This is a genomic window from Paenalicyclobacillus ferrooxydans, assembly GCF_001399675.1.
GTDB classification, from domain to species: Bacteria; Bacillota; Bacilli; order Alicyclobacillales; family Alicyclobacillaceae; genus Alicyclobacillus_B; species Alicyclobacillus_B ferrooxydans.
This window is the reverse complement of record NZ_LJCO01000068.1, coordinates 20,260-39,713: the sequence shown is the minus strand read 5'-3', so window position 1 is coordinate 39,713 and position 19,454 is coordinate 20,260. Positions and strand designations below refer to the sequence as shown.

Genomic DNA, 19,454 nt, shown 5'->3' with positions numbered 1-19,454 from the left:
TAGAATATTATATCTAAACTTGCGCGAAGAAAAACAGATTGTTGACCGAATAATCATTAAATAATATTATTTAATACAGAGTCCTTGATACATGGGATTGGGGGTCCGGAATGCACTCGAGAAAGTTGAGTGGCCAACTACTGCATGAAATCGGCAGCAAGATTGTCAGCGGAGCTCTGGAACCCGGTCTGGTTCTGCCAAGCGTCGAAGTGCTCAGTGAGATGAACGGTGTCAGTCGAACGGTGACGCGGGAAGCTTTAAAGGGACTTTCTGCGCTTGGCCTTGTTGCATCTCTGCCGAAAGTAGGAACGACGATCCAGCCGCGGGAAGAGTGGCAGTGGTGGAGCAGGGATGTTCTGCAATGGTCCGTTGATGCTTCGCCAAACCAACACTTCCTGCTCCAATTGGTGGAAGTACGCCGTGTAATAGAGCCGGCTGCAGTGACCTTAGCGGCCAGAAATGCGACCGAAGAAGACTTCGTAACCATCCAAAACGCGTTTCAACAGCTCGAAGCATCACTCGGCAATGATGAAGAGTGGGCGAAGGCAGACTATGAGTTTCACGACCGCATTATCGCAGCCGCGCACAATGAACTGATGTTGAGCCTGATTCGCGTCATGCGTGATGCGCTCATGTACAGCCGTCAGACGACCATTCCGATTTTGAAGGAAGCCCAAAAACACTCGCCTTCAGAGGCGCTTTTGCAGCACCGGGCGGTGATGGATGCTGTCTGCAGCCGCGATGAACAACGTGCGCACCAGATGATGACGCAACTCTTGGACAGCGTCACAGTGCTGATAGAAAATCGAGAAGACGGAGGGAAACCGCATGGGAGTTCGAGTCGCACGATTTAACAATGGCAGCAGGGTATTATGGGGTGTACTCACAAGCACAGGCAAAATAGAACCCATTGCAGGTGAGTTTGACTCACTGGGATCGCTGCTCACAGCAGGTCGAGGTGCAGTACATCAGGCAGCCGAGGTGGAAAATGGCAGTATTTCACTTAGTGACGTACAGCTTTTAAGTCCTGTGACGAAGCCGACAAAAATTGTCTGCCAGGGCGTCAATTATGCCAACCACAGGGCTGAAGCAGGCATGAAGCCCGAACGAGCGCCGTACAATCTGATTTTCTACAAATCGGACAGCGCACTTGCAGGCCCCGGCGATCATGTCGTTCGCCCTTCCAACGTGCGTTTGCTGGATTACGAGGTTGAGGTCGGTCTGGTTATCGGTAAGGACATCACAGCACGCACCGAGATCACCCAGTCCAACTTCGTTGATTACGTCGCTGGCATGGTCATCGCAAACGACGTTTCGGCGCGAGATGTTCAAATGTTAGAGGGGCAGTGGTACAAAGGCAAGAGCTACCGCACATTCTGTCCCGTCGGTCCCTACTTGTACCTGTTTGATGATAACGAGGCCGCACTCATCCATGAGCTTGAATTGAACCTGTATGTGAACGGGGAAGTTCGTCAGTCGGCGCATACGAGTCAATTGCTGTTCAAGCCGGAAGAGACTCTGACGGAGCTGTCCGAGATCCTGGATTTAGTCCCTGGTGATCTCGTTCTCACTGGCACCCCCGGCGGCGTAGCCTTGAAGATGTCTCCAGATGTGGCAAAGGTGATGAACGATCCAGCCGTATCCTTTGCGGACAAACGGGCAGCCCTGATGGAGAGCCAATCCCACATTACGAACTACCTGAACGATGGTGACGAGATGGTATGCACCGTACGCTCAGCGGACGGTCGCGCCGATCTCGGTGAACTTCGCAACAAGGTTGTCAGCTCAAAGTAAACATCACATAATCAGCCGTTGAAGCATGCGGTGTGCACCAGCGCGCATGAGCTGAAATCGTGGCTGGTGCACGGCCGCTTCGTCCGACTTGCCGCTGATTTATACTGATTATTGCAACAATAACAGGAGGAGATAGGGCATGGTACAGGTTTTTCGGTTAGCGTATGTGCACTTTGGCACCCCGGAAATTGCCAGAATGCTTCGGTATTACCAGGGTGTCGTCGGCTTGTCGGTCGTCGAGCAGGATGACGAGCGTGCGTATGTAAGCACTTCCATCGATCACCACAACATCATGCTGTCAACGTCGGATGAAAGCGGTTTAATCGGATTTGGTCTGCAACTGATGCCAAACATCTCAGCCCGGGAAGCTGCGCAGGAGTTAAACCGAAACGGTATTAAGGCTTCCTTGAAGACCAACGCGGTGTCCGGGATTCCTGAACTCGTTGAGTTTCACGATCTCGATGGATACGTCGTCCACCTCTTCTCTGAGATGTCTGTTGCCGCACCCGGGTTTCAGGCCCACGGGGTTCGGCCGAACAAAGTGGGGCATCTTTCCGTGCGCGTGAAAGACGCGAAACAATCGGTCGAGTACTACAAGCAATTTGGCTTTACAAATACAGATTGGATTGAGGACTTCTTCGGGTTTATGACCTGTAATCGCGATCATCACGTGCTGAACTTTGCCACCTCAGACCACAAAGCGATGCATCACCTGGCCTTTGAACTGCGGGACTACACTCAGCTCATCAGTGCAATGGACCACCTGGGAAAAAATGATATCCCAATTCTGTGGGGCCCGTCTCGCCACGGTGCAGGCCACAACATCGCAACTTATCACCGTGATCCCGATGGAAACATGATTGAACTCTTCACCGACGCGGATATCTACATTCCTGAACTCGGGATGTTCGAGCCGCGTCCTTGGCATGAGAACTTCCCGCAAAAGCCAAGAGTGTGGGGAACCGAGGAGTGCATGACGCGCTGGGGAACTTCGTTCGAACAGTCGCTCGTATAAACGGTCGCTTGTACAGGCAGCAGCGCGTGGTTATGCAATCAAAACGAGAGAGGAATGGTTACTCTGAGTGAGAAGGTTCTGATCCGAAACGGTTGTGTGCTCACAATGGACGACTCCTTGGGCAATTTCGAGAACGCAGACATCCTCATCGAGAATGGCAAAATCACGGCTGTACAGCCGGGCCTTGACGTTTCTGACGCCGAGATTGTTGATGCAACCGGGATGATTGTGCTGCCTGGATTCGTCGATACACACCGACATGTCTGGGAGTCAGTCATTCGTAACGCCGGTGCAGATTGGTCTTTGCAGACTTACCTCGGTCACCTATACTTTGGCGGCCTAGGCGGCAAGCTGCGACCGGAAGACGTGTACATCGGCAACCTGCTCGGCGCCCTCGAAGCTCTTGACGCTGGCATCACGAGCTTGCTCGACTGGTCGATGGTCAACTCGCCGGAGCACGGCGACGAAATGGTGCGGGCGCTCCAAGAGTCCGGTATCCGTGCTGTTTTCGCACACGGGACACCGCTTCTTGGAGCGGGTGACTTCTGGTCGCGGGACAGTCAGTTGACGCATTCGCATGATGCAAAGCGCCTCAAGGAAAAGTATTTCTCCTCTACTGATCAACTGCTCACCATGGGGCTTGCGATTCGAGGTCCGGAGTTCTCCTCTTGGGAGGCGACGCTCCACGACATCAAGTTGGCACGGGAACTCGACGCCATCTGTTCCATGCACGTTGGTTTTGGTTCCTGGGGATTTGTCGATCACTCAATTGAAAAGATGTACGAAGCAGGCCTCCTCGGTCCGGACATGAACCTGGTTCACTCGAATTCCATTACGGATGAAGCCTGTCGGATGATTGCCGAGACCGGAACCTCCGTCTCCGTCACACCGGAAGTCGAGATGATGATGGGACACGGCTATCCCTTGACCGGGCGGTTGTTTGAGCAGGGCGGGCGTCCGACCATCGGGATCGACGTTGTTACGTCCACCGGAGGCGACATGTTCGCACAGATGAAGTTTGCAATTCAAGCGGATCGCCAGCGGGTGAATGCGCCAATCCTTGGGCGAGGGGAAATGCCCGACAAACTGAATATCAGTGCGAGAGAGGTGTTGAAGTTTGCTACGATTGACGGAGCCCGGGCGCTCGGGCTCGAGTCCAAGGTCGGTTCTCTGACGCCTGGTAAACAGGCTGACATCGTGATGATTCGCGCGACCGATATCAACCTCACTCCGGTGAATGATCCGATTGGCGCCGTCGTCCTCTGCGCCCACACAGGCAACGTGGACTCCGTCTTCGTGGCGGGTCGTGCGGTGAAACGGGGCGGACGCTTGCTCGATGTGGATATGGGCCGCATCAGTGCACTCGCGGCAAAGACGCGCGACTACATCTTCGCGGAGTACGGCGTGCCCGAAGGTGCATGGCCCCTGCAGCAAGGGACGACGACCGCACAGAGTTGATTGGCCGGACGTGTCCAGCCATCCATAACGCGGACGTTGTAAGCATTGGAATACCAATCCGATGACATAAGATAGGCTGGCATGAAGGAGTGAAGGAGACAGACTCTTCGGAAGAGGGCCGCCGGTTCAAACGCCGACAGACCTGTCAACGGTTTAGACACCGACGGACCTGTCAGATAAAGAGTCTGTTTTCTCCATCCTATTTCTATCCTATCCCCATCCTTGAGGAGGACGTCGAAGTGAGTCGAGATACTCTCCCTTTTCTATTTATCCATGGTGCTGGCGGAACACAGTCCAAGTGGAGGTCGATTCGAGACAGACTCTCAGACCCGGCAGACGTGTACGTCGATTTGCCAGGTCATGGCACCCATGAAGGTACTCCATCCGAGACGATTGAGGCGTATGCCGAAGGAGTCTCAGAAATGATGAATACCGATGTCATCGTGGCAGGTCACTCAATGGGGGGACTGATTGGCATTGAGGTTGCAGCCAGAAATCCGCACGTGAAAGGGCTGGTCTTGGTCGCAAGCCATTACGTATTGCCGGTGCATAGCAAGATACTGTCGCAACTGGCAGAAGGAACATTTCCGGAGTCCCTGTTTTACGCGTCCTATCGAAAGCCGTTGGACCCGGAATTGCTGGAACACGAGCGTAAAGAACGGTGTCTCGTGTCGCCACGGACGACCTTTTTGGACTATCAGGCCTGTAATGAGTTCACCCATGGTCGTGAGGCCATTGCCAGGTTGAATATCCCGGTTCTCGCGGTCTACGGAGCCGATGATAGACTGCTTCCACCCACCGCGAGTGCGGATCTTCAACAAGTGAGTGGAACTGCATCGGCTGTGGTGGTAAACGAGGCTGGTCACTACGTGATGCTCGAGCGCCCTGAAGAAGTTGCAGGTACACTGCGAGCGTTTCGCAGGAGAGTCTCGGATAGGCTTAGTGACTGTAAACTGCCGTTCTGAATCATACATCTAAGGGCACTCGGAACCACACCATCAGAAAGGCGATCATACAAGCTGAAATGGGCACCGCAATCTTCCAACTCTTTGCGTGAACCCATTCCACAGCAAATAAGCAAAAGTCAATCAATACGGACCAGAAGAAGCTCCAATTGTACCGATAGATGATTTCATGATGGAGGTTCAGGAATACCTCCATCAACACGTACACTGCAACAAATCCGAGATAATAGAGAACTGCATGGAATCTCTTTCGTGGGATATGACTCAAAAACAGTACAGTGCTAAAAGGGAACATCAAAACGAATTGGGTAAGGGAGGACAGTTTATCCGTGAAAAGCCCCCACGCTTGAAACCACCACAGCAAGTGCCCTCGGCAGAGTAATTGAAACAGGACCGACATACAACTGATGAAAACCGCGGTATCGTAGTATTCGTCAAAGAACCTGTAGGACCTGGTCAGGAAAAAAGCGGCAACGAAAACCAGTGTGAATATTAGGATAACCATATCACTGTCTCCCTGGGCAACATGATGATGGCGGTCAAGTCCGCGTTTCTGAACCGTCCTTAAACCCGGATGTCGGAAATGTAATCCACGTCCAGAAGTCGAGAAACAACGCGACGATGCCGGGCACCACAATGCCCCAGAGTCCCCCGTTCTCGTAGTGTCCCAAAAATGGCTGAATCACAAACCACAGTGCGCAAGCCACAGAAATGACGAATCCCCAAATACTCCAATTATCTGCAACGGCCCCCCAGATGGATACGAGACACAGAACGACGCCGCCCATGACACAGGATGCAAGCACATTGCCTTGATGTGAAACGCGAAGCATCCATGGAGATACGATAATCCATAGGCCCATAAAGGCATTGACAGTATTGCGCCATCTCATGAAGAATCCCTACTTTCCCCTGAATTCCCCATATTATTGCCCAGTCGTTTCCGATTTAAGCAACTCCTGTTGTAACCCGCATCTGTTGTAACCTGTCCTAGTGGTGGATGTGAGCAATGTTTACAACCTCTATTGCTAGGAAAGGAAAGATTGCTATGATGTTTAATATAATTATTTGATGAGTATGAATATTTATAAATATGAAAGAGGGTGAATGAACAAATAAGTGTCAACATATAACAGTTTTCTGGATGTCGATGCAATGCTGTTTGATTGGCCGTTAGTTTTTGCAAAGCGATAAAGGGGAGGGAAGACGATGGCTGAACAGAAGTTAAGGAAGAATTACCTGTCCATGATTGAAGTGCTGGCCTTATCGGTATCCATCGTTGCGCCCACCATGGCGATGGCGTTCAACACAGCTCCTGCAGCGGGGGCTGCAGGAGCAAGTGTTCCGCTGTCCTTTTTGGTCGGAACGATTGCCATGTTGCTTGTGGGAGTGTCATTCTTTGAGTTTTCCAAGCGCATTCCACACTCTGGGTCCGTGTACGCGTACAACGCACAAGGTCTTGGGCCCAAAACGGGCTTTGTCAGCGGATGGGCCCTCACTGCAACCTATTTTTGTTACTCAGCTGGATGTGCAGCACTGTTTGGAAACTTTGCAAATGCGTTTCTGCTTCACTTCGGCCTGCACGTCCCAGAATTTATTCTAGTCTTGATTGGTATTGCACTTGTATGGTTCTTTTCCTTTCGAGATATTCGGCTTTCGACGCGGGCAGCCTTGTTGCTCGAGGGCATCTCGATTGTCGTCGTGTTGGTTCTCTCCTTCGTGATTGTTGGCAAAGGGGGCCATGCAGGAAATACTGGGGCTCCGTTTACGTTTGGTTCTGTTGGCATTTCGGGCGTCGGTGCTGGCATGATTTTCGCCGTACTATCATTCGCTGGATTCGAGGGTGCGTCAACGCTTGCAGAAGAAGCGAAAAACCCGCGCAGAGCGGTTCCACTAGCGATTTATGGAACGGTTATTGCAGCCGGTATCTTCTATGTTTTTGTAAGCTATGCGCAGGTGGTCGGTTTTGGTGTGGGGAACGTCAGCAAGCTCGCAGGGTCTAGTGCACCGCTGGATACACTTGCATCTACGTACATAGGCAGCGCAATGGGCACGTTTGTGGACTTTGCCGCACTTATCAGTGCATTTGCCTGTTCGCTTGGTTCTGCGAATGCAGGTTCACGGATGCTCTTTGCACTGGGGCGTGACGGAGCCTTGCCAAAGTTTTTAAGCCGTGTCCACCATCATCATGGAACACCGCATACAGCCGTACACACCATCAGCATCTTGACTGTCGTACTCTACGTAATTGTTGGATTGCCTGTCGGCGCATCGAACTTCTATGCCTACTTTGGTACTATCGGCACCTTTACATTGCTTGTCGCCTATCTGTTAATCAACCTTGCTGCCATCCGTTACTTTAGGCGGCGAAAGTTGGACGGATCGTATTCGGTGGTCCGTCATCTCATCATCCCAATTGTAGGATTTTTGGTCCTGTTATGGCCGGTCTATGGAAACGTCTATCCCGTTCCGGCGTTCCCGTATAACCTGTTTCCATACATTGCACTGGTCTGGATTATCGTCGGGATTGTCATCATCAATCTGCAATCTTCACGTGATCCCAGCCTGGCAGCACGCATTGTGAAGGACCTTGAGGTAGAAGTAGGCGGTTGAGCAAGTACAAGAGGAGGCAGACACAATGAATATGGATGATGTCGTACGTCAAGCAGAAGAAGCTGGAGTAGAACTCGTCGAATTCCTCTTTGTCGACAACGGTGGTACCATCCGCGGTAAATTGACACACGTAGACCACCTGAGGAGCAGGATGCAAGGGGGCATTGGCTTAACCCCTGCCATGATGGCGATGAATATGCTCGACCAACTGCAACCCATTCCGGAGATGGGACCTGTCGGTGAGGTACGCTTGATGCCCGATCCCGATTCGTTCCGCGTTCTCCCGTACTCACCAAAGGTTGCTGTGATGATGTGCGACCAGATTAGCCTCAATCACGAGCCGTGGGAAGCCTGTCCGCGGAGCTTTCTGAAGTCAGTGATTCGACAGGCTGAAGCAATGGGCATCAGCATCATGGCGACGTACGAGGACGAGTTTACGCTCGCGCGTATCGATGACAATGGACAGTACGTCCCAATTGATGAAGCCTTGTGCTTCAGTTCCATTGCGATGGACGTCGGCAACCCAGTGATTCTGGACATTATGCGTGCACTCAAAGCACAAGGCATTCAGCCCGAACAGTACTACCCGGAACTTGGTCACGGGCAGCATGAGCTGTCCATCAGCCCGACGGACCTTCTGACTGCAGCAGACAACCAGGTTCGCTACCGTGAGACGGTACGGGCTGTAGCAAAACAACACGGCATGGTTGCCTCCTTTGCGCCAAAGCCGTTTGCGAATGAGGCGGGGAACGGCGCGCATATTCACTTTAGTCTGTGGGACCGAGAGGGAAAGAAGAACCTCTTTTGGGACCCGAGTGACAACTACAAATTGAGTCAAACCGGTTATCAGTTTGCTGCCGGGATACTCCGCCATTTGCCGGGGCTTGTCGCCATCACCTGTGCGAGCTTCAACTCCTATCGTCGACTGAATCCGAGGTCGTGGAGCTCAGCGTACACCGCTTTCGGACCAGACAACAGGGAGGCAGCGGTTCGTATCGCGTCTACATTTTGGGGAAATGAGGAGAAGTCGATGAATATGGAACTGAAATCGAGTGACTCCTCCGCAAACCCTTATTTAGCCCTTGGCGCCACAGTGGCGGCCGGGTTGGATGGGATTCGCAACAATTGGCACCCTGGAACAGGTGTGGAGGTTGATCCCGCGACGCTCACCGAACGAGAGCGGGAAGAGCGGGGCATTGTTCGCCTGCCATCAACCTTGCGGGAAGCGGTCGATGCCCTTGAAGCAGACAGCTTTTTTACGAAGACCCTCGGCGATTTGCTGACGCGATCCTATACAGCTGTAAAGCGTTCAGAGTACGCTGCGTTTAGTGAACAGGACACCGCGTTTGAGCTGAAACACCATTTTTACAAGTTCTAAGGGAGGTACGAGATGGCTACAACAACTGCAGACATCCCATTGATTGACCATCATTGCCACTCCATTGTCAGCGAAACACGCAAAGGGGATGCCGAGGCACTGCTGCGTGTGACATCGGAAGCGCCCTCGACATACCCGCTTCGGGATCTGTTGGAGCGTCCCATCTGGCATGCCGTCCTTGAGTATGTGTCTCGCTACACTGGGCGAAAGGTGACATCTTACGACGATGTTGCGAGCGTCTTGGCAGAGGCAGATTATCAGGCCTATTGTCAGGCACTCTTTCAGGACGCGGGTTATGAGGCACTCTACGTTGATACTGGTTTTGCGCCACGTGAAGCGCTTGGACTGAAAGAGCTGGGGGAAGTCACCGGTACACGTACTTACCCCGTCTTACGGCTCGAGTCGGTCGCGGAAGCCGCATACGAAGATAGTTCGTCGTTTGCTGACTGGTGGGAGCACGTTCGGGCCGAGGTCAGTCAAGCAAGGGTGCACGGGTATATTGGAGGAAAGTCGATTGCCGCCTATCGCTGTGGACTCGGTCTACACAAGGTCTCTGAAGAGGATGCCAAAGCAGCGTATGCACAGTGGAAGGCATCGGGATCGCCCCGACTAACCAGTGAGACCTTGCTCAATTTCCTGGTCTGGGAATCGGCACCGCTCCTGGCGGAACAGTCGTTGCCGCTGCAGTTTCACACAGGTTACGGAGACCCGGATACAGACCTTCGTCTTGGCAATCCGCTGCACATGAAGGACTTTATCGAAACTTTCACACCGCAAGGATTGTCCGTTGTGCTGTTGCACACCTACCCCTATCAACGTGAGGCGGGATTTTTAGCAAGTGTCTATGAAGGTGTATATTTTGACACTTCTTTGATTCTCCCGCTCGGACTCAGTGCCTCGCGACGGGTGGTAGCAGAAGCCTTGGAATTAGCGCCGTATAGTCGATTTTTGTTTGCATCGGATGCCCACACGAGGCCGGAAATGTTTGCAGTGGCCGCAGAACTGTACCGGGATGCGTTCGAGCACCACATGCAGTCACAACCTCTTTCGCGCTTTACGTCGGTCGAGACACACGAGTACTGGGCCCAGATGGTATTTCATGACAACGCGCATCAGCTGTACCAGGGGAGATGAGGATGACGAAGCCAGTTGCTGTGGTCACCGGGGGAAACACCGGGATTGGCAGGGCAGTGTCGGTTGCACTCGCTGAGGCCGGATTTCATGTTGGGATATGTTACGTCACGGAGGAGCAGGCCGCTAAAGATTTAGCATGTGAAATCAGCGGTGTCGCCGTGTACGTTGATGTATCCGATGAAGCATCCGTCAAGGACGGCGTCAGGCAGATTCAGGAGCAGCTTGGTTCGCCTGAGGTTCTGGTGAATAACGCTGGTATTCAGGAGCGGGTTCCATTTCTCGAGATGACCACGGAGCAGTTTGACCGCATGTTGGCAGTGAATACAAGAGGCGCCTTTCTCATGATGAAAGCTGTTGTACCAGCCATGATGAATGGACAGTGTGGAAGGATTATTAACATCGCATCGCAGACTGCGCTTCTTGGCCGAAGCGAGATGGTTCATTATACGGCATCGAAAGGCGCACTCATTTCAATGACGAAGTCCTTGGCCAGAGAACTCGCTCCATATGGTATTCTCGTGAACTGTGTGGCTCCAGGGCCGGTTACTTCTGGTCCGGCTCTGTCAAGCGTAAAGGAACGGACTGCCTACATGGCGTCCATCCCTCTGCAACGTTTTGCAGCGCCGGAAGAAGTCGCCGATACCGTTCGATTTCTCGCAGTGAGCGGGGACTATTTCACGGGTCAAGTCCTCAGCCCAAACGGCGGCGAAGTGATGTGACGCCGTCAGCGGATCGATTGAAATGCGAGCAAGGCACGTGCTCGGGCTGCAGCGTGATCGACCATTGGGAGTGGATAATTTATGCCGAGTTCGATTCCTGCATCCCGCAGCACGTGCCTTGGTGCCTCCCATGGACGATGAATGAAACGCGGATGAAGTTGGCGTAGTTCAGGGACCCAGCGGCGGACGTAGTTCCCCTCTGGGTCAAATTTTTCCCCTTGCGTGACAGGATTAAAAATTCGAAAGAACGGGGATGCATCAAACCCGCAGCCGGTGACCCACTGCCAGCCCATGGTGTTGTTTGCCACGTCTGCATCCACCAGTGTGTCTTTAAACCACGCGGCCCCCTCTGTCCACGAGATAAGCAAATGTTTGACCAGAAATGATGCCGCCACCATGCGCACGCGGTTGTGTATCCATCCGGTTTCCCAAAGTTGACGCATTCCGGCGTCAATCAGGGGATACCCTGTTCGCCCTTGTTGCCACGTCCTCAACGCATCGTGATCGCTTCGCCACGGGAATCGTTCAAATTCCCGGCGCATCGGCGTATGGACCATATCCGGTACATGAACGAGGTTGTCATAGGCGAACTCTCGCCAGGCAAGTTGGCGCAGGAACCCCTCAATGTCTGTATCGGGGATCTCGCGTGCTTCACGCATCGTCAGCAGTTGGTGCCAGACCCACCTTGGGCTAAGCGCACCGGAGGCGAAATAGGGTGAGAACCGTGAGGCGTGATCATGAGCCGGAAAGTCACGGCCCGATGCGTAACCGTAAAGGACGTGATCGATGAAGTGCGACCACTGCGTCATGGCGCCCTGTTCTCCGGGCTGCCAATGCTCGGACAGCTTTTCATACCAAGGAACAGAGTGCAGTAAGCCGGTTTCACCGAGACTGAGTGACTGCACTTGGTCTGAAACCGGCACTAGGTGTGCAGGTGCAGGTAAGGGTTTCATGACGTTCTGCCTCATAACCTGACGCCAAAATGCTGTAAACACCTTATACGGCTGCTGTTTTTCACTCAGGACCGCACCTGGTTTCATCAGCATCCCCGCATGCGTGCGCTCAACGGCGAGGCCTGAAGCACGAAAATGCTGAACAATATCTGCGTCTATTGCCCGTGACGGGGCTTCGTAGCGAGCGTTGAAGTAGAGTGCGTCAGCACTCGTTTCCTGCACCAGGTCTTGCAGCACCGAGAGCACAGGACCTCGACGGATGACGAGAGGAGTACCGAGTTTGCGGAGAGAACAAGCGAGAGCGGTTACAGATTCGTGGATGAACCATGCCGCTGCCTCACCAGCGTAACCATAGGGTGCGCCGTCCGGAGAATGAATAAAAACCGGAATGACGGGTCCTCTTTGTGCGGCCCGCCAGAGTGCCGGATTGTCAGTGATGCGCAGGTCGTTGCGAAACCAGACGATGGTTGCTCTTGCCAATGAATGACCTCCTGAAAACACGTCTTAACTCGGGAAGTGAATCCACTTTTTGAGGTACCCTTCCGTGTACAGTGCCTTGATAAGAATGGTCAAAAACGGTGAGAGAATGGCCCCAATTAGTCCAAATAAAGAGGTAAAGAGAACAATCAGTGCCAGCATCGTAAAGCCGGACACGCCGAGTGAGTCACCAATGATTTTGGGATCGATGATTTGTCGAAAGAGACCAATCCCAAGGTAGAGGATCCCAATGAGAATCAGCAAATGTATCTGGTGCGTGATAAGCAGGTAGGAAAGCCACGGGATGAACAGGGCGCTGATGCCAAGAATGGGAACGATGCTGGAGATGGCAATCAGTGTTGCAGCAATGAAGGCACTCCCGACTCCCATCAGAAGCAGTGTGATATATGAGATGCCAAAAGTGATGCCAATCAACAGCAACTGTGCTTTGATATAGTGTACTATCCCCACCCACACATTTTCTTTTAAGAACCCCATCATGTCTTGCAGGTCTTGGGGAGCTTTCTGGTAGACGCGTAACCAGGTCTGTTGCTCAAGACTGAGAAAATAAGCTAGCAGAATGCCAAGTGATAAGTCTGTCACGATTTTGGACAGAGAGGTTGCGGTCGACAATAGGCCGCCGAACAAATGAGACAGGAATGTTGTGATTTGGTGAAAATACTGTTGAATGTACTGAATCAGTTTTGGCAGAGCAGGAGAGTGTACCCCGTGCGCCGCCAAATATGCTTGAAGACCGTCGTTCCAAGCATTTTGCAGAAGGGTACTGTAGTAGGGCAACCGACTGACAAACTGCGTCAATTCTGACGCAAACACGATACCGAGCAAGGCGAGCAGCCCAATCAACACGAAGGTGAAAATGAGCACCGAGATGGCGCTCGCGATTGACTTACGCATGCCTCGCCGATGAAGCATTGCAGCAAGCGGTTCAATCAGCAAAAAGATAGCAAACGACCAAAAGATCGGAGCAGCAATGTGGTACAGATACGATGCCACCTTCAGGATGACGTACACCGAAACCGCCAGCACCACAATGTCAAAGATCGTTCGTCCGTATTTTTTATAAAACGTCATGGGCTGCACTCCTTCGTCCGATTCTCTGTAATCTACCACTTCCCGGTCGGGATTCACAAGTTGCTGGTCAATGTTAAATCTGTCAATTTGTATGAATTAGATAAATGTGTGATTAGACACAATAACGCCTTCATATTGCACTATCGGCACACCAACTGTGACGAAGAGTTGTCTGTTGTCGACAGAGCAGGAGGAGCATAAAAAAGGACCGCCACAAAAATGTGACGGCCACGCCAAGTGTGGGGGTCAAACCGAAGCAGTCGAATCTTGCTGTTACGTGAATGATACAGTGTAAATATCAATTATTTGTGAAGGGTGTGTTGACTGTTTGTGGTGAATGAATGAGCCGTTTCCGAACAGTCCATGGCATGATCTCGTTGCTGGATTTCATAGACCTGCTCTCATAGACCTGCTCTCATAGACCCGCTCTCATAGACCCGCTCTCATAGACCCGCTGTAGTTTCTACCTGCTTCACATATTGATTCGAGTGATTGTAGGCAAAGATGGCCCTTGACGGACTGCGTGAAAAACCGTCTACCGCAAGCATATGAGCTGCTGTGTAGATGGAGTCGTCCACGTTTTGAATGTTCGGCGGTCCGCTCTGTCCAGGAGCTTTTACGGCGTATTCGGCGAAGGTGGCAGGGAGAAACTGCATTGGGCCTTTGGCGCCTGCACTGCTTTCTGGACAATTGGAGGTTCGAAAGTCAGTTTCCGTTTTGTGGATCGCTGCGAGTACAGTCCAAGGGATCCCGTACCGTGCGCCTGCAGATTGATACACTGGAATCAAAGTAGACGGAGCACCCGGCACAGTCGACGACGGATGCACAGACGATGGATGCACAGACGATGGATGCACAGACGATGGATGCACAGACGATGGATGCACAGACGATGGATGCACAGACGAAGTCGAAGTCCGAAGGGCCGAAGCGCGAATGTTGCCGGTGTGATGGGGGGGCTCTGTGGCTCGAGGTGTGTTGTTTTTTTGAGAGACGCCATTTTTCACTGGCACGGGTGAGCTTTTTGTGCGTAAGCGTCGTTGCTGGTCAATGTTGTTGTTCCTGTAGCTGGGTTCAGCCTCGCCTGTGTTGCCAGTATTCAAAGACGTCAGTTGATGTTCTTGTTTCAGTACACTGACGACCAATTTATCCGTGTTTTCGGTTGCAGCCATCAGAGGCTCCAGATGATTTTGGGTTGCCACGGGCAACGATGAGGCTTCCAATGAGGCTTCCGATGAGGCTTCCGATGAGGCTTCCGATGAGGCTTCCATGGAAGGTGGTGCAAACGCAGTCTGGGCTGCTGGGACAGATGTTGTCGTTACAGCATTCCGGATGGCTGGAAAAGATGCGGTACGAATAGCAGACAGGGCGGCTGTGCCCGAGACGGTGGGCACAGAGGGCGCCGCTGCTGCCATGGCTGACGCCAGGACACATAAAGCACCCGCACCCGTTACAAGGGCATAATTGAACTGATTCATTTGTTGCTCTCCCTTCTATCGCCTGCGAGGTTAGTTGACGGATTCGGACAGAAAGGTTGCCCGGGACGCGTTGGCGTCCTTCACCCCAGAAAAGATATCCCCCGCCCAATGATGGTTCGGCGTATCACCGTTGTTTTAAGACCCAGATAGACAGTCGTCGTGTGGTGGCACTCAACAAACCTGTCAAAACAAATTTCGACTGCTAGAATCGCGGTTATGTCCGTTTCAGAAGCATGCAAATTGTGGAATGGCCCCAGAGAATGAGCGAACGTTCGCGAAGAGTGGATGGAGAGACAAGCTGCCTCATACAATCTAGTGGAGGTGGCCCGGATGCTCAAGCGATTCTTCTCGGCTGTACCCTTTATGGTTTTGATTTCCTCGGGATTGTTTCTGCACTACGATGTGGCAACTCGTGGACAACTTGTAAATCGAGTAGGGATACGGGGGGGCACGGCATCCTCATCGTTTGTCGTCACAGAGGACGAAGGCGTGTCTCCGGCGGGGGGGACCATTGCATTGACTGGGTTTGAAGGCTACCGCTTGTACCAGATCACCCTGATTGGGGTAACGCAGACTGGCAAGGAGTACTTTCGAATCTCCAGTCCGTCAACCAGGGTCGGTGCTATCATCTCAAACACGCTTGCACCGGGCACCGTTGTCTATCGTATCCGTGGGGTGAGTCCTGTTGAAGCGGTCGCCGTACCCTGGCAGGGTGGGTATTTAAAAGCGGTCAATGTTCCCGTTCGTACTCTCGGTACGATCTCGGTCTATTCGAAGAACGCGACCCACAAACAAGGATATTACGAGGTACAAAATATCCCTGTGCCGAATATCGGACAACATTATGGGGACGTAAATGTCATTGGTGAGGGGTATATTGAATTTGTATCCAGAACATTGCCTGGTGGAACCGCACTCTACTCCGTTCCAGATTCAAATCCAGAGCGGACGCTGGCCGTCAAAATTCACGGAAAGTATTTTCGAGCGGTTTGGGTCAATGATTTTTGATGAAGAGCCTCTGATTCAGGTCATTTTGGACCTGTGAATACACCGTTGCAAACGAAGAATGTTGTACTGAAATTTCTTTTTCGGGGTGGCGCAGTGTGACAAATTTCGCGCATTTGGCATGGTACTCTTAGTTCAAACCTGTTGCAAGGTACTCCATGAGAAGCCACCGATATCGGTGGCTATTGGTGTGTTTAAGAGGACCATCAGGGTTAATTCAGTTCTACATTCACGTAAATCTTGTCAATGGTCTCACGCTCAATAGGCTCTTCATGTTGTTCGAGGATGAAATACCCCCCGTCTTTGAGACGAACCAAGTGACGTTCGTATTTTCGAGTTGGTAAAAAGGCTGTATTCGGTGATTGAGATTCCATATACAGTCCTTCGATAGACACGTCCGCAAGTTCTCGTAATGCTTGGTATCTATCCACAGCCAAAACAGGGATGAATTCCCCGGTATCAGCCGTTTGTGCGACGTATTCTCTCTCCTCCACACGTTTGTCCCCCTGAGATTGATGTTCTATGTCCATCAAGAGGGTTCCCAATTCCCACAGAGTGTCATACACCTTCACCCTGGGTGTACACTTCCGCTCCCGTTCTGAGGCAGGAGATGTGAGCCAGTTTTCCTGTAACCCAAATCTCGCACGTATATTCTCACTACTTGAGGATAAGAAATAAAAATACGAATCCAAATGGAGTGAGTGAGACTGAGTATGATGCGATACGCGTTTCATATGTACAAGATGCGTTTACAACGACGATCCAAGGTTGTGTCCTGGGTGTTTCTTTGCATGTGGACCTATTTTCTGATTGGAGACCTTGTGCGGGGATATGTCTTTTTTACTGCAATGACAGCTTTATTTGTTCTAGAGAACCTGTATTGTATCACCAGTCGAAATGCGTGAAGAACGTCCCACGTGATAGTAATCTCGTAAAAAGTCTAACGATGACGAAAAATTTCTGTCATAGATCGTCACATTATCTACTGTTCACGCGTCTAAGAAGTTGTTACGCTAAGAACAGTTAGGGTTCTAATCCCCGTAATGGAACACACGCTTTGTACCTCTGTTGCCCGTCGATTCAATATTTCAGGACCCTGTAGCAGCGAGATTCTGAAAGTCCACAGAGTTATATATATTGGAGCATGTGGAAGATGTGGAAGCAGATTAATCGACAAGCCGCGACCGAGGAGGGACATCGACAGCATGGAACGAAAGGGAAACGGTCGATACATAGCGGGGTTAGACGGACTCCGCGCAATTGCCATTTTGTCTGTGATTGCATACCATCTCAACTTGAGTTTTGCACCGGGCGGGTTGCTTGGTGTGGGTGTGTTCTTTGTTTTATCGGGTTATCTGATAACCGATTTGCTGATTGCAGAGTGGCAGGTACAAGGAAGGATCAGTCTCAAGCATTTCTGGACTCGAAGGGCGAGACGCCTCCTTCCTGCGATGCTCACGATGCTGATTGTAGTTCTTCTTTGGGTAGCGTCGTTCCAACCAACACAACTATTTGCTTTGAAAGAAGACGCGTGGTCAGCCATCTTCTATGTTAGTAACTGGTGGTTTATTTTTCACAAAGTTTCCTACTTCGCTTCTTTTGGTCCGCCAACGCCCCTGGGTCATCTCTGGTCATTGGCTGTTGAGGAGCAATTCTACATCGTTTGGCCCCTATTTTTATTGCTTGCGTTAAGATTTTTGAAACGCAGAGGTTGGCTGCTCACTTTGGTTTTGATTGGGGCAGCAGCATCCGCCACGGCGATGGGTGTTCTCTATCATCCTGGCACAGATCCCAGCCGAGTGTATTATGGCACTGACACACGCGCCTTCAGCTTGCTGATTGGTGCGGCATTGGCTATCGGTTGGCCGAGTCGAAAACTGTCTATGTCACTTTCGAGAGTGGGCAGAAACGCGCTTGACGCAGCAGCCTTGTTGAGTCTCATTGGGATCTTCATCTTATTCTGGCAGACAAATGAGTATCAAACGTTTTTGTACCGCGGGGGCATGATTGTCTTATCCGTACTCACGGCAATTACTATCGCGGCGGCAGCTCATCCAGCGTGCCGATTCGGCCGGATTATGGGCGTTCAACCTCTGCGTTGGTTAGGGCTTCGCTCGTACGGGATCTATTTGTGGCATTATCCGGTGATTATATTGACCACTCCGTCAGTGGACACTGGTCACTACAACGTCTTGCGCGCTGTTCTCCAGGTCGCGGCTAGTTTTGTACTTGCTGAGCTGTCGTATCGCTTTGTTGAGAAGCCGATTCGCTATGGCCTGACAAAACATCAGACGGGAATCAAGGAAGGCGGCAAGCATCGTAAGCAAACAGGTTGGCGCAGGCAATTGCTATCGGGGAATACTGCAGTCTTGTTGCTGATTGGTGCGAGTATGGGTATGACGGAGCTTTTACCGCAGGCCGCCGCCAAGTCTAGCGAAGCGGTTGCTGTGAACACTGGCGCGTCTGACAAACAGGGATCTGGTCTGGCGACAGGGGCGTTGCCATCAACCGGCGCAAATGAAACTTCGACTGCGTCCGAAGCTGGGGCCGGACAGCCGTCAACGGTTTCCAACTCGAGTCAGGGGGGAACTGCGAAGGCGGGTTCGTCAGTATCGCTGACACCGAGCCAAATCAACCATAAGCACAAGGCCGACGTCAAAACATCTTCCCCGCCCACAAAGTCTAGTTCGGGAGAGAGTGCACCTTTGCCCACCCAGCAGTTATCTCCGCTTCACTCCGGCAAGGGTGTAACTGCAATTGGTGACTCTGTCATGGTGGATGCAAAGCCGTATCTGCAACAGCTTCTTCCAGGTATCGTAGTCGATGGATTGGTCGGACGTCAGATGATTCAAGCACCAAGTGAGATTGCAAGGTTAAAGGCAAATGGAGAACTCGGTGACCGGGTGATTATTGAATTAGGTACAAATGGTCCGTTTACCAAGGCGCAACTCGTTACGGTGATTCAAGACCTTGGGCCCGTAAAGCAGATTGTCCTCGTGAATACACGGGTTCCGCGGCCATGGCAGGACGTCGTCAATGCAACACTAGCCAGTGTGGCGGCAAGCTATCCAAACATTACACTGGTCAACTGGTATGCTCTCAGCGCTAACCTAAACAACGATTTCTACCCGGATGGCGTGCATTTGAATCCACAAGGTGCGGCATATTACGCATCCATACTGGCGAAGGCCGTGCAGTGATAATGTGAGTTGTGGAAAGACCCGGGCCGTCGATATCATCGGCAGCTCGGGTTATTTTTGTTGTTGCAATCGTTCGAAAGCTCATGTCTTCACACCACGACTGAACCCACAGAAAGGAGTACCTAATTTCTTTGTCATCCCTTATACTCAATCTAATTGTACATACACCAAAA

General features: G+C 51.8%; 17 protein-coding genes and 1 riboswitch. Of the genes, 11 read left to right on the top strand and 6 right to left on the bottom strand.

Annotated features, from left to right (window positions below; translation table 11 throughout):
• The first annotated feature begins 110 nt into the window (after positions 1-110).
• The 5 genes from AN477_RS15320 (at position 111) to AN477_RS15300 (ending at position 5,232) form a co-directional block, all read left to right on the top strand.
• A complete protein-coding gene (locus tag AN477_RS15320; RefSeq protein ID WP_054970041.1) occupies positions 111-854 on the top strand; it encodes a FadR/GntR family transcriptional regulator in 744 nt (247 codons plus the stop codon).
• Entirely contained in the window at positions 829-1,794 is a 966-nt protein-coding gene (locus AN477_RS15315) for a fumarylacetoacetate hydrolase family protein (protein WP_054970040.1), read from the top strand. The genes AN477_RS15320 and AN477_RS15315 overlap by 26 nt, the downstream gene beginning before the upstream one ends.
• 139 nt (positions 1,795-1,933) lie before the next feature.
• Positions 1,934-2,809: a VOC family protein gene (locus AN477_RS15310; protein ID WP_054970039.1), complete on the top strand. Its 876-nt coding sequence runs from the start codon at positions 1,934-1,936 to the stop codon at positions 2,807-2,809.
• A 54-nt stretch (positions 2,810-2,863) separates the two neighbouring features.
• The gene (locus tag AN477_RS15305; RefSeq protein WP_054970038.1) at positions 2,864-4,267 is read left to right on the top strand and encodes an amidohydrolase family protein; all 1,404 of its coding nucleotides are present in this window, start codon (positions 2,864-2,866) and stop codon (positions 4,265-4,267) included.
• Positions 4,268-4,506: 239 nt separating this feature from the next.
• Positions 4,507-5,232 carry an alpha/beta fold hydrolase gene (locus AN477_RS15300; protein ID WP_054970037.1) on the top strand — a complete coding sequence of 242 codons (726 nt, stop codon included), beginning with the start codon at positions 4,507-4,509 and terminating at the stop codon, positions 5,230-5,232.
• Position 5,233: 1 nt separating this feature from the next.
• Here AN477_RS15300 and AN477_RS15295 read toward each other — a convergent pair whose 3' ends face one another.
• Both AN477_RS15295 and AN477_RS15290 read right to left on the bottom strand, forming a co-directional pair.
• Positions 5,234-5,737 carry a CBO0543 family protein gene (locus AN477_RS15295; protein ID WP_054970036.1) on the bottom strand — a complete coding sequence of 168 codons (504 nt, stop codon included), beginning with the start codon at positions 5,735-5,737 and terminating at the stop codon, positions 5,234-5,236.
• A 34-nt stretch (positions 5,738-5,771) separates the two neighbouring features.
• The gene (locus AN477_RS15290; RefSeq protein WP_054970035.1) at positions 5,772-6,125 is read right to left on the bottom strand and encodes an SPW repeat domain-containing protein; all 354 of its coding nucleotides are present in this window, start codon (positions 6,123-6,125) and stop codon (positions 5,772-5,774) included.
• A gap of 316 nt (positions 6,126-6,441) precedes the next feature.
• Here AN477_RS15290 and AN477_RS15285 point away from each other — a divergent pair, with 316 nt between their 5' ends.
• The 4 genes from AN477_RS15285 to AN477_RS15270 are packed head-to-tail and all read left to right on the top strand — an operon-like array spanning position 6,442 to position 11,076.
• A complete protein-coding gene (locus AN477_RS15285; protein WP_054970034.1) occupies positions 6,442-7,845 on the top strand; it encodes an APC family permease in 1,404 nt (467 codons plus the stop codon).
• Positions 7,846-7,870: 25 nt separating this feature from the next.
• Positions 7,871-9,223: a glutamine synthetase family protein gene (locus AN477_RS15280; protein WP_054970033.1), complete on the top strand. Its 1,353-nt coding sequence runs from the start codon at positions 7,871-7,873 to the stop codon at positions 9,221-9,223.
• 12 nt (positions 9,224-9,235) lie between these two features.
• On the top strand, positions 9,236-10,357 hold the full coding sequence (locus AN477_RS15275) for an amidohydrolase family protein (protein ID WP_054970032.1): 1,122 nt from the start codon (positions 9,236-9,238) through the stop codon (positions 10,355-10,357).
• Positions 10,358-10,359: 2 nt separating this feature from the next.
• A complete protein-coding gene (locus AN477_RS15270) occupies positions 10,360-11,076 on the top strand; it encodes an SDR family NAD(P)-dependent oxidoreductase (protein WP_054970031.1) in 717 nt (238 codons plus the stop codon).
• 5 nt (positions 11,077-11,081) lie between these two features.
• Here AN477_RS15270 and AN477_RS15265 read toward each other — a convergent pair whose 3' ends face one another.
• The 3 genes from AN477_RS15265 to AN477_RS25270 form a co-directional block, all read right to left on the bottom strand.
• Positions 11,082-12,509, bottom strand: a complete 1,428-nt coding sequence (locus AN477_RS15265; RefSeq protein WP_054970030.1) for a cryptochrome/photolyase family protein — start codon at positions 12,507-12,509, stop codon at positions 11,082-11,084.
• A 24-nt stretch (positions 12,510-12,533) separates the two neighbouring features.
• Positions 12,534-13,598: an AI-2E family transporter gene (locus tag AN477_RS15260; RefSeq protein WP_054970029.1), complete on the bottom strand. Its 1,065-nt coding sequence runs from the start codon at positions 13,596-13,598 to the stop codon at positions 12,534-12,536.
• Positions 13,599-14,041: 443 nt separating this feature from the next.
• A complete protein-coding gene (locus AN477_RS25270) occupies positions 14,042-15,076 on the bottom strand; it encodes a lytic transglycosylase domain-containing protein (protein WP_054970028.1) in 1,035 nt (344 codons plus the stop codon).
• Positions 15,077-15,080: 4 nt separating this feature from the next.
• A riboswitch (cyclic di-AMP (ydaO/yuaA leader) is annotated at positions 15,081-15,208 on the bottom strand.
• Positions 15,209-15,406: 198 nt separating this feature from the next.
• Between AN477_RS25270 and AN477_RS15250 the strand changes: the two genes are divergently transcribed.
• Positions 15,407-16,084, top strand: coding sequence for a hypothetical protein (locus AN477_RS15250; protein WP_054970027.1), 678 nt, complete (start codon positions 15,407-15,409; stop codon positions 16,082-16,084).
• Between the two features lie 209 nt (positions 16,085-16,293).
• Here AN477_RS15250 and AN477_RS15245 read toward each other — a convergent pair whose 3' ends face one another.
• The gene (locus tag AN477_RS15245) at positions 16,294-16,575 is read right to left on the bottom strand and encodes a hypothetical protein (protein ID WP_054970026.1); all 282 of its coding nucleotides are present in this window, start codon (positions 16,573-16,575) and stop codon (positions 16,294-16,296) included.
• A 711-nt stretch (positions 16,576-17,286) separates the two neighbouring features.
• On the opposite strand from AN477_RS15245, the gene AN477_RS15235 reads away from it, so the two are divergent.
• A complete protein-coding gene (locus AN477_RS15235; protein WP_054970024.1) occupies positions 17,287-19,281 on the top strand; it encodes an acyltransferase family protein in 1,995 nt (664 codons plus the stop codon).
• The last annotated feature ends 173 nt before the right edge of the window (positions 19,282-19,454 follow it).

Excerpts from the sequence above, each read along its gene's own strand:
- AN477_RS15320 (WP_054970041.1), top strand. The coding sequence starts at position 111 with ATGCACTCGAGAAAGTTGAGTGGCCAACTACTGCATGAAATCGGCAGC.
- AN477_RS15315 (WP_054970040.1), top strand. The coding sequence starts at position 829 with ATGGGAGTTCGAGTCGCACGATTTAACAATGGCAGCAGGGTATTATGG.
- AN477_RS15310 (WP_054970039.1), top strand. The coding sequence starts at position 1,934 with ATGGTACAGGTTTTTCGGTTAGCGTATGTGCACTTTGGCACCCCGGAA.
- AN477_RS15305 (WP_054970038.1), top strand. The coding sequence starts at position 2,864 with ATGGTTACTCTGAGTGAGAAGGTTCTGATCCGAAACGGTTGTGTGCTC.
- AN477_RS15295 (WP_054970036.1), bottom strand. The coding sequence starts at position 5,737 with ATGGTTATCCTAATATTCACACTGGTTTTCGTTGCCGCTTTTTTCCTG.
- AN477_RS15290 (WP_054970035.1), bottom strand. The coding sequence starts at position 6,125 with ATGAGATGGCGCAATACTGTCAATGCCTTTATGGGCCTATGGATTATC.
- AN477_RS15285 (WP_054970034.1), top strand. The coding sequence starts at position 6,442 with ATGGCTGAACAGAAGTTAAGGAAGAATTACCTGTCCATGATTGAAGTG.
- AN477_RS15280 (WP_054970033.1), top strand. The coding sequence starts at position 7,871 with ATGAATATGGATGATGTCGTACGTCAAGCAGAAGAAGCTGGAGTAGAA.
- AN477_RS15275 (WP_054970032.1), top strand. The coding sequence starts at position 9,236 with ATGGCTACAACAACTGCAGACATCCCATTGATTGACCATCATTGCCAC.
- AN477_RS15270 (WP_054970031.1), top strand. The coding sequence starts at position 10,360 with ATGACGAAGCCAGTTGCTGTGGTCACCGGGGGAAACACCGGGATTGGC.
- AN477_RS15260 (WP_054970029.1), bottom strand. The coding sequence starts at position 13,598 with ATGACGTTTTATAAAAAATACGGACGAACGATCTTTGACATTGTGGTG.
- AN477_RS25270 (WP_054970028.1), bottom strand. The coding sequence starts at position 15,076 with ATGAATCAGTTCAATTATGCCCTTGTAACGGGTGCGGGTGCTTTATGT.
- AN477_RS15250 (WP_054970027.1), top strand. The coding sequence starts at position 15,407 with ATGCTCAAGCGATTCTTCTCGGCTGTACCCTTTATGGTTTTGATTTCC.
- AN477_RS15235 (WP_054970024.1), top strand. The coding sequence starts at position 17,287 with ATGGAACGAAAGGGAAACGGTCGATACATAGCGGGGTTAGACGGACTC.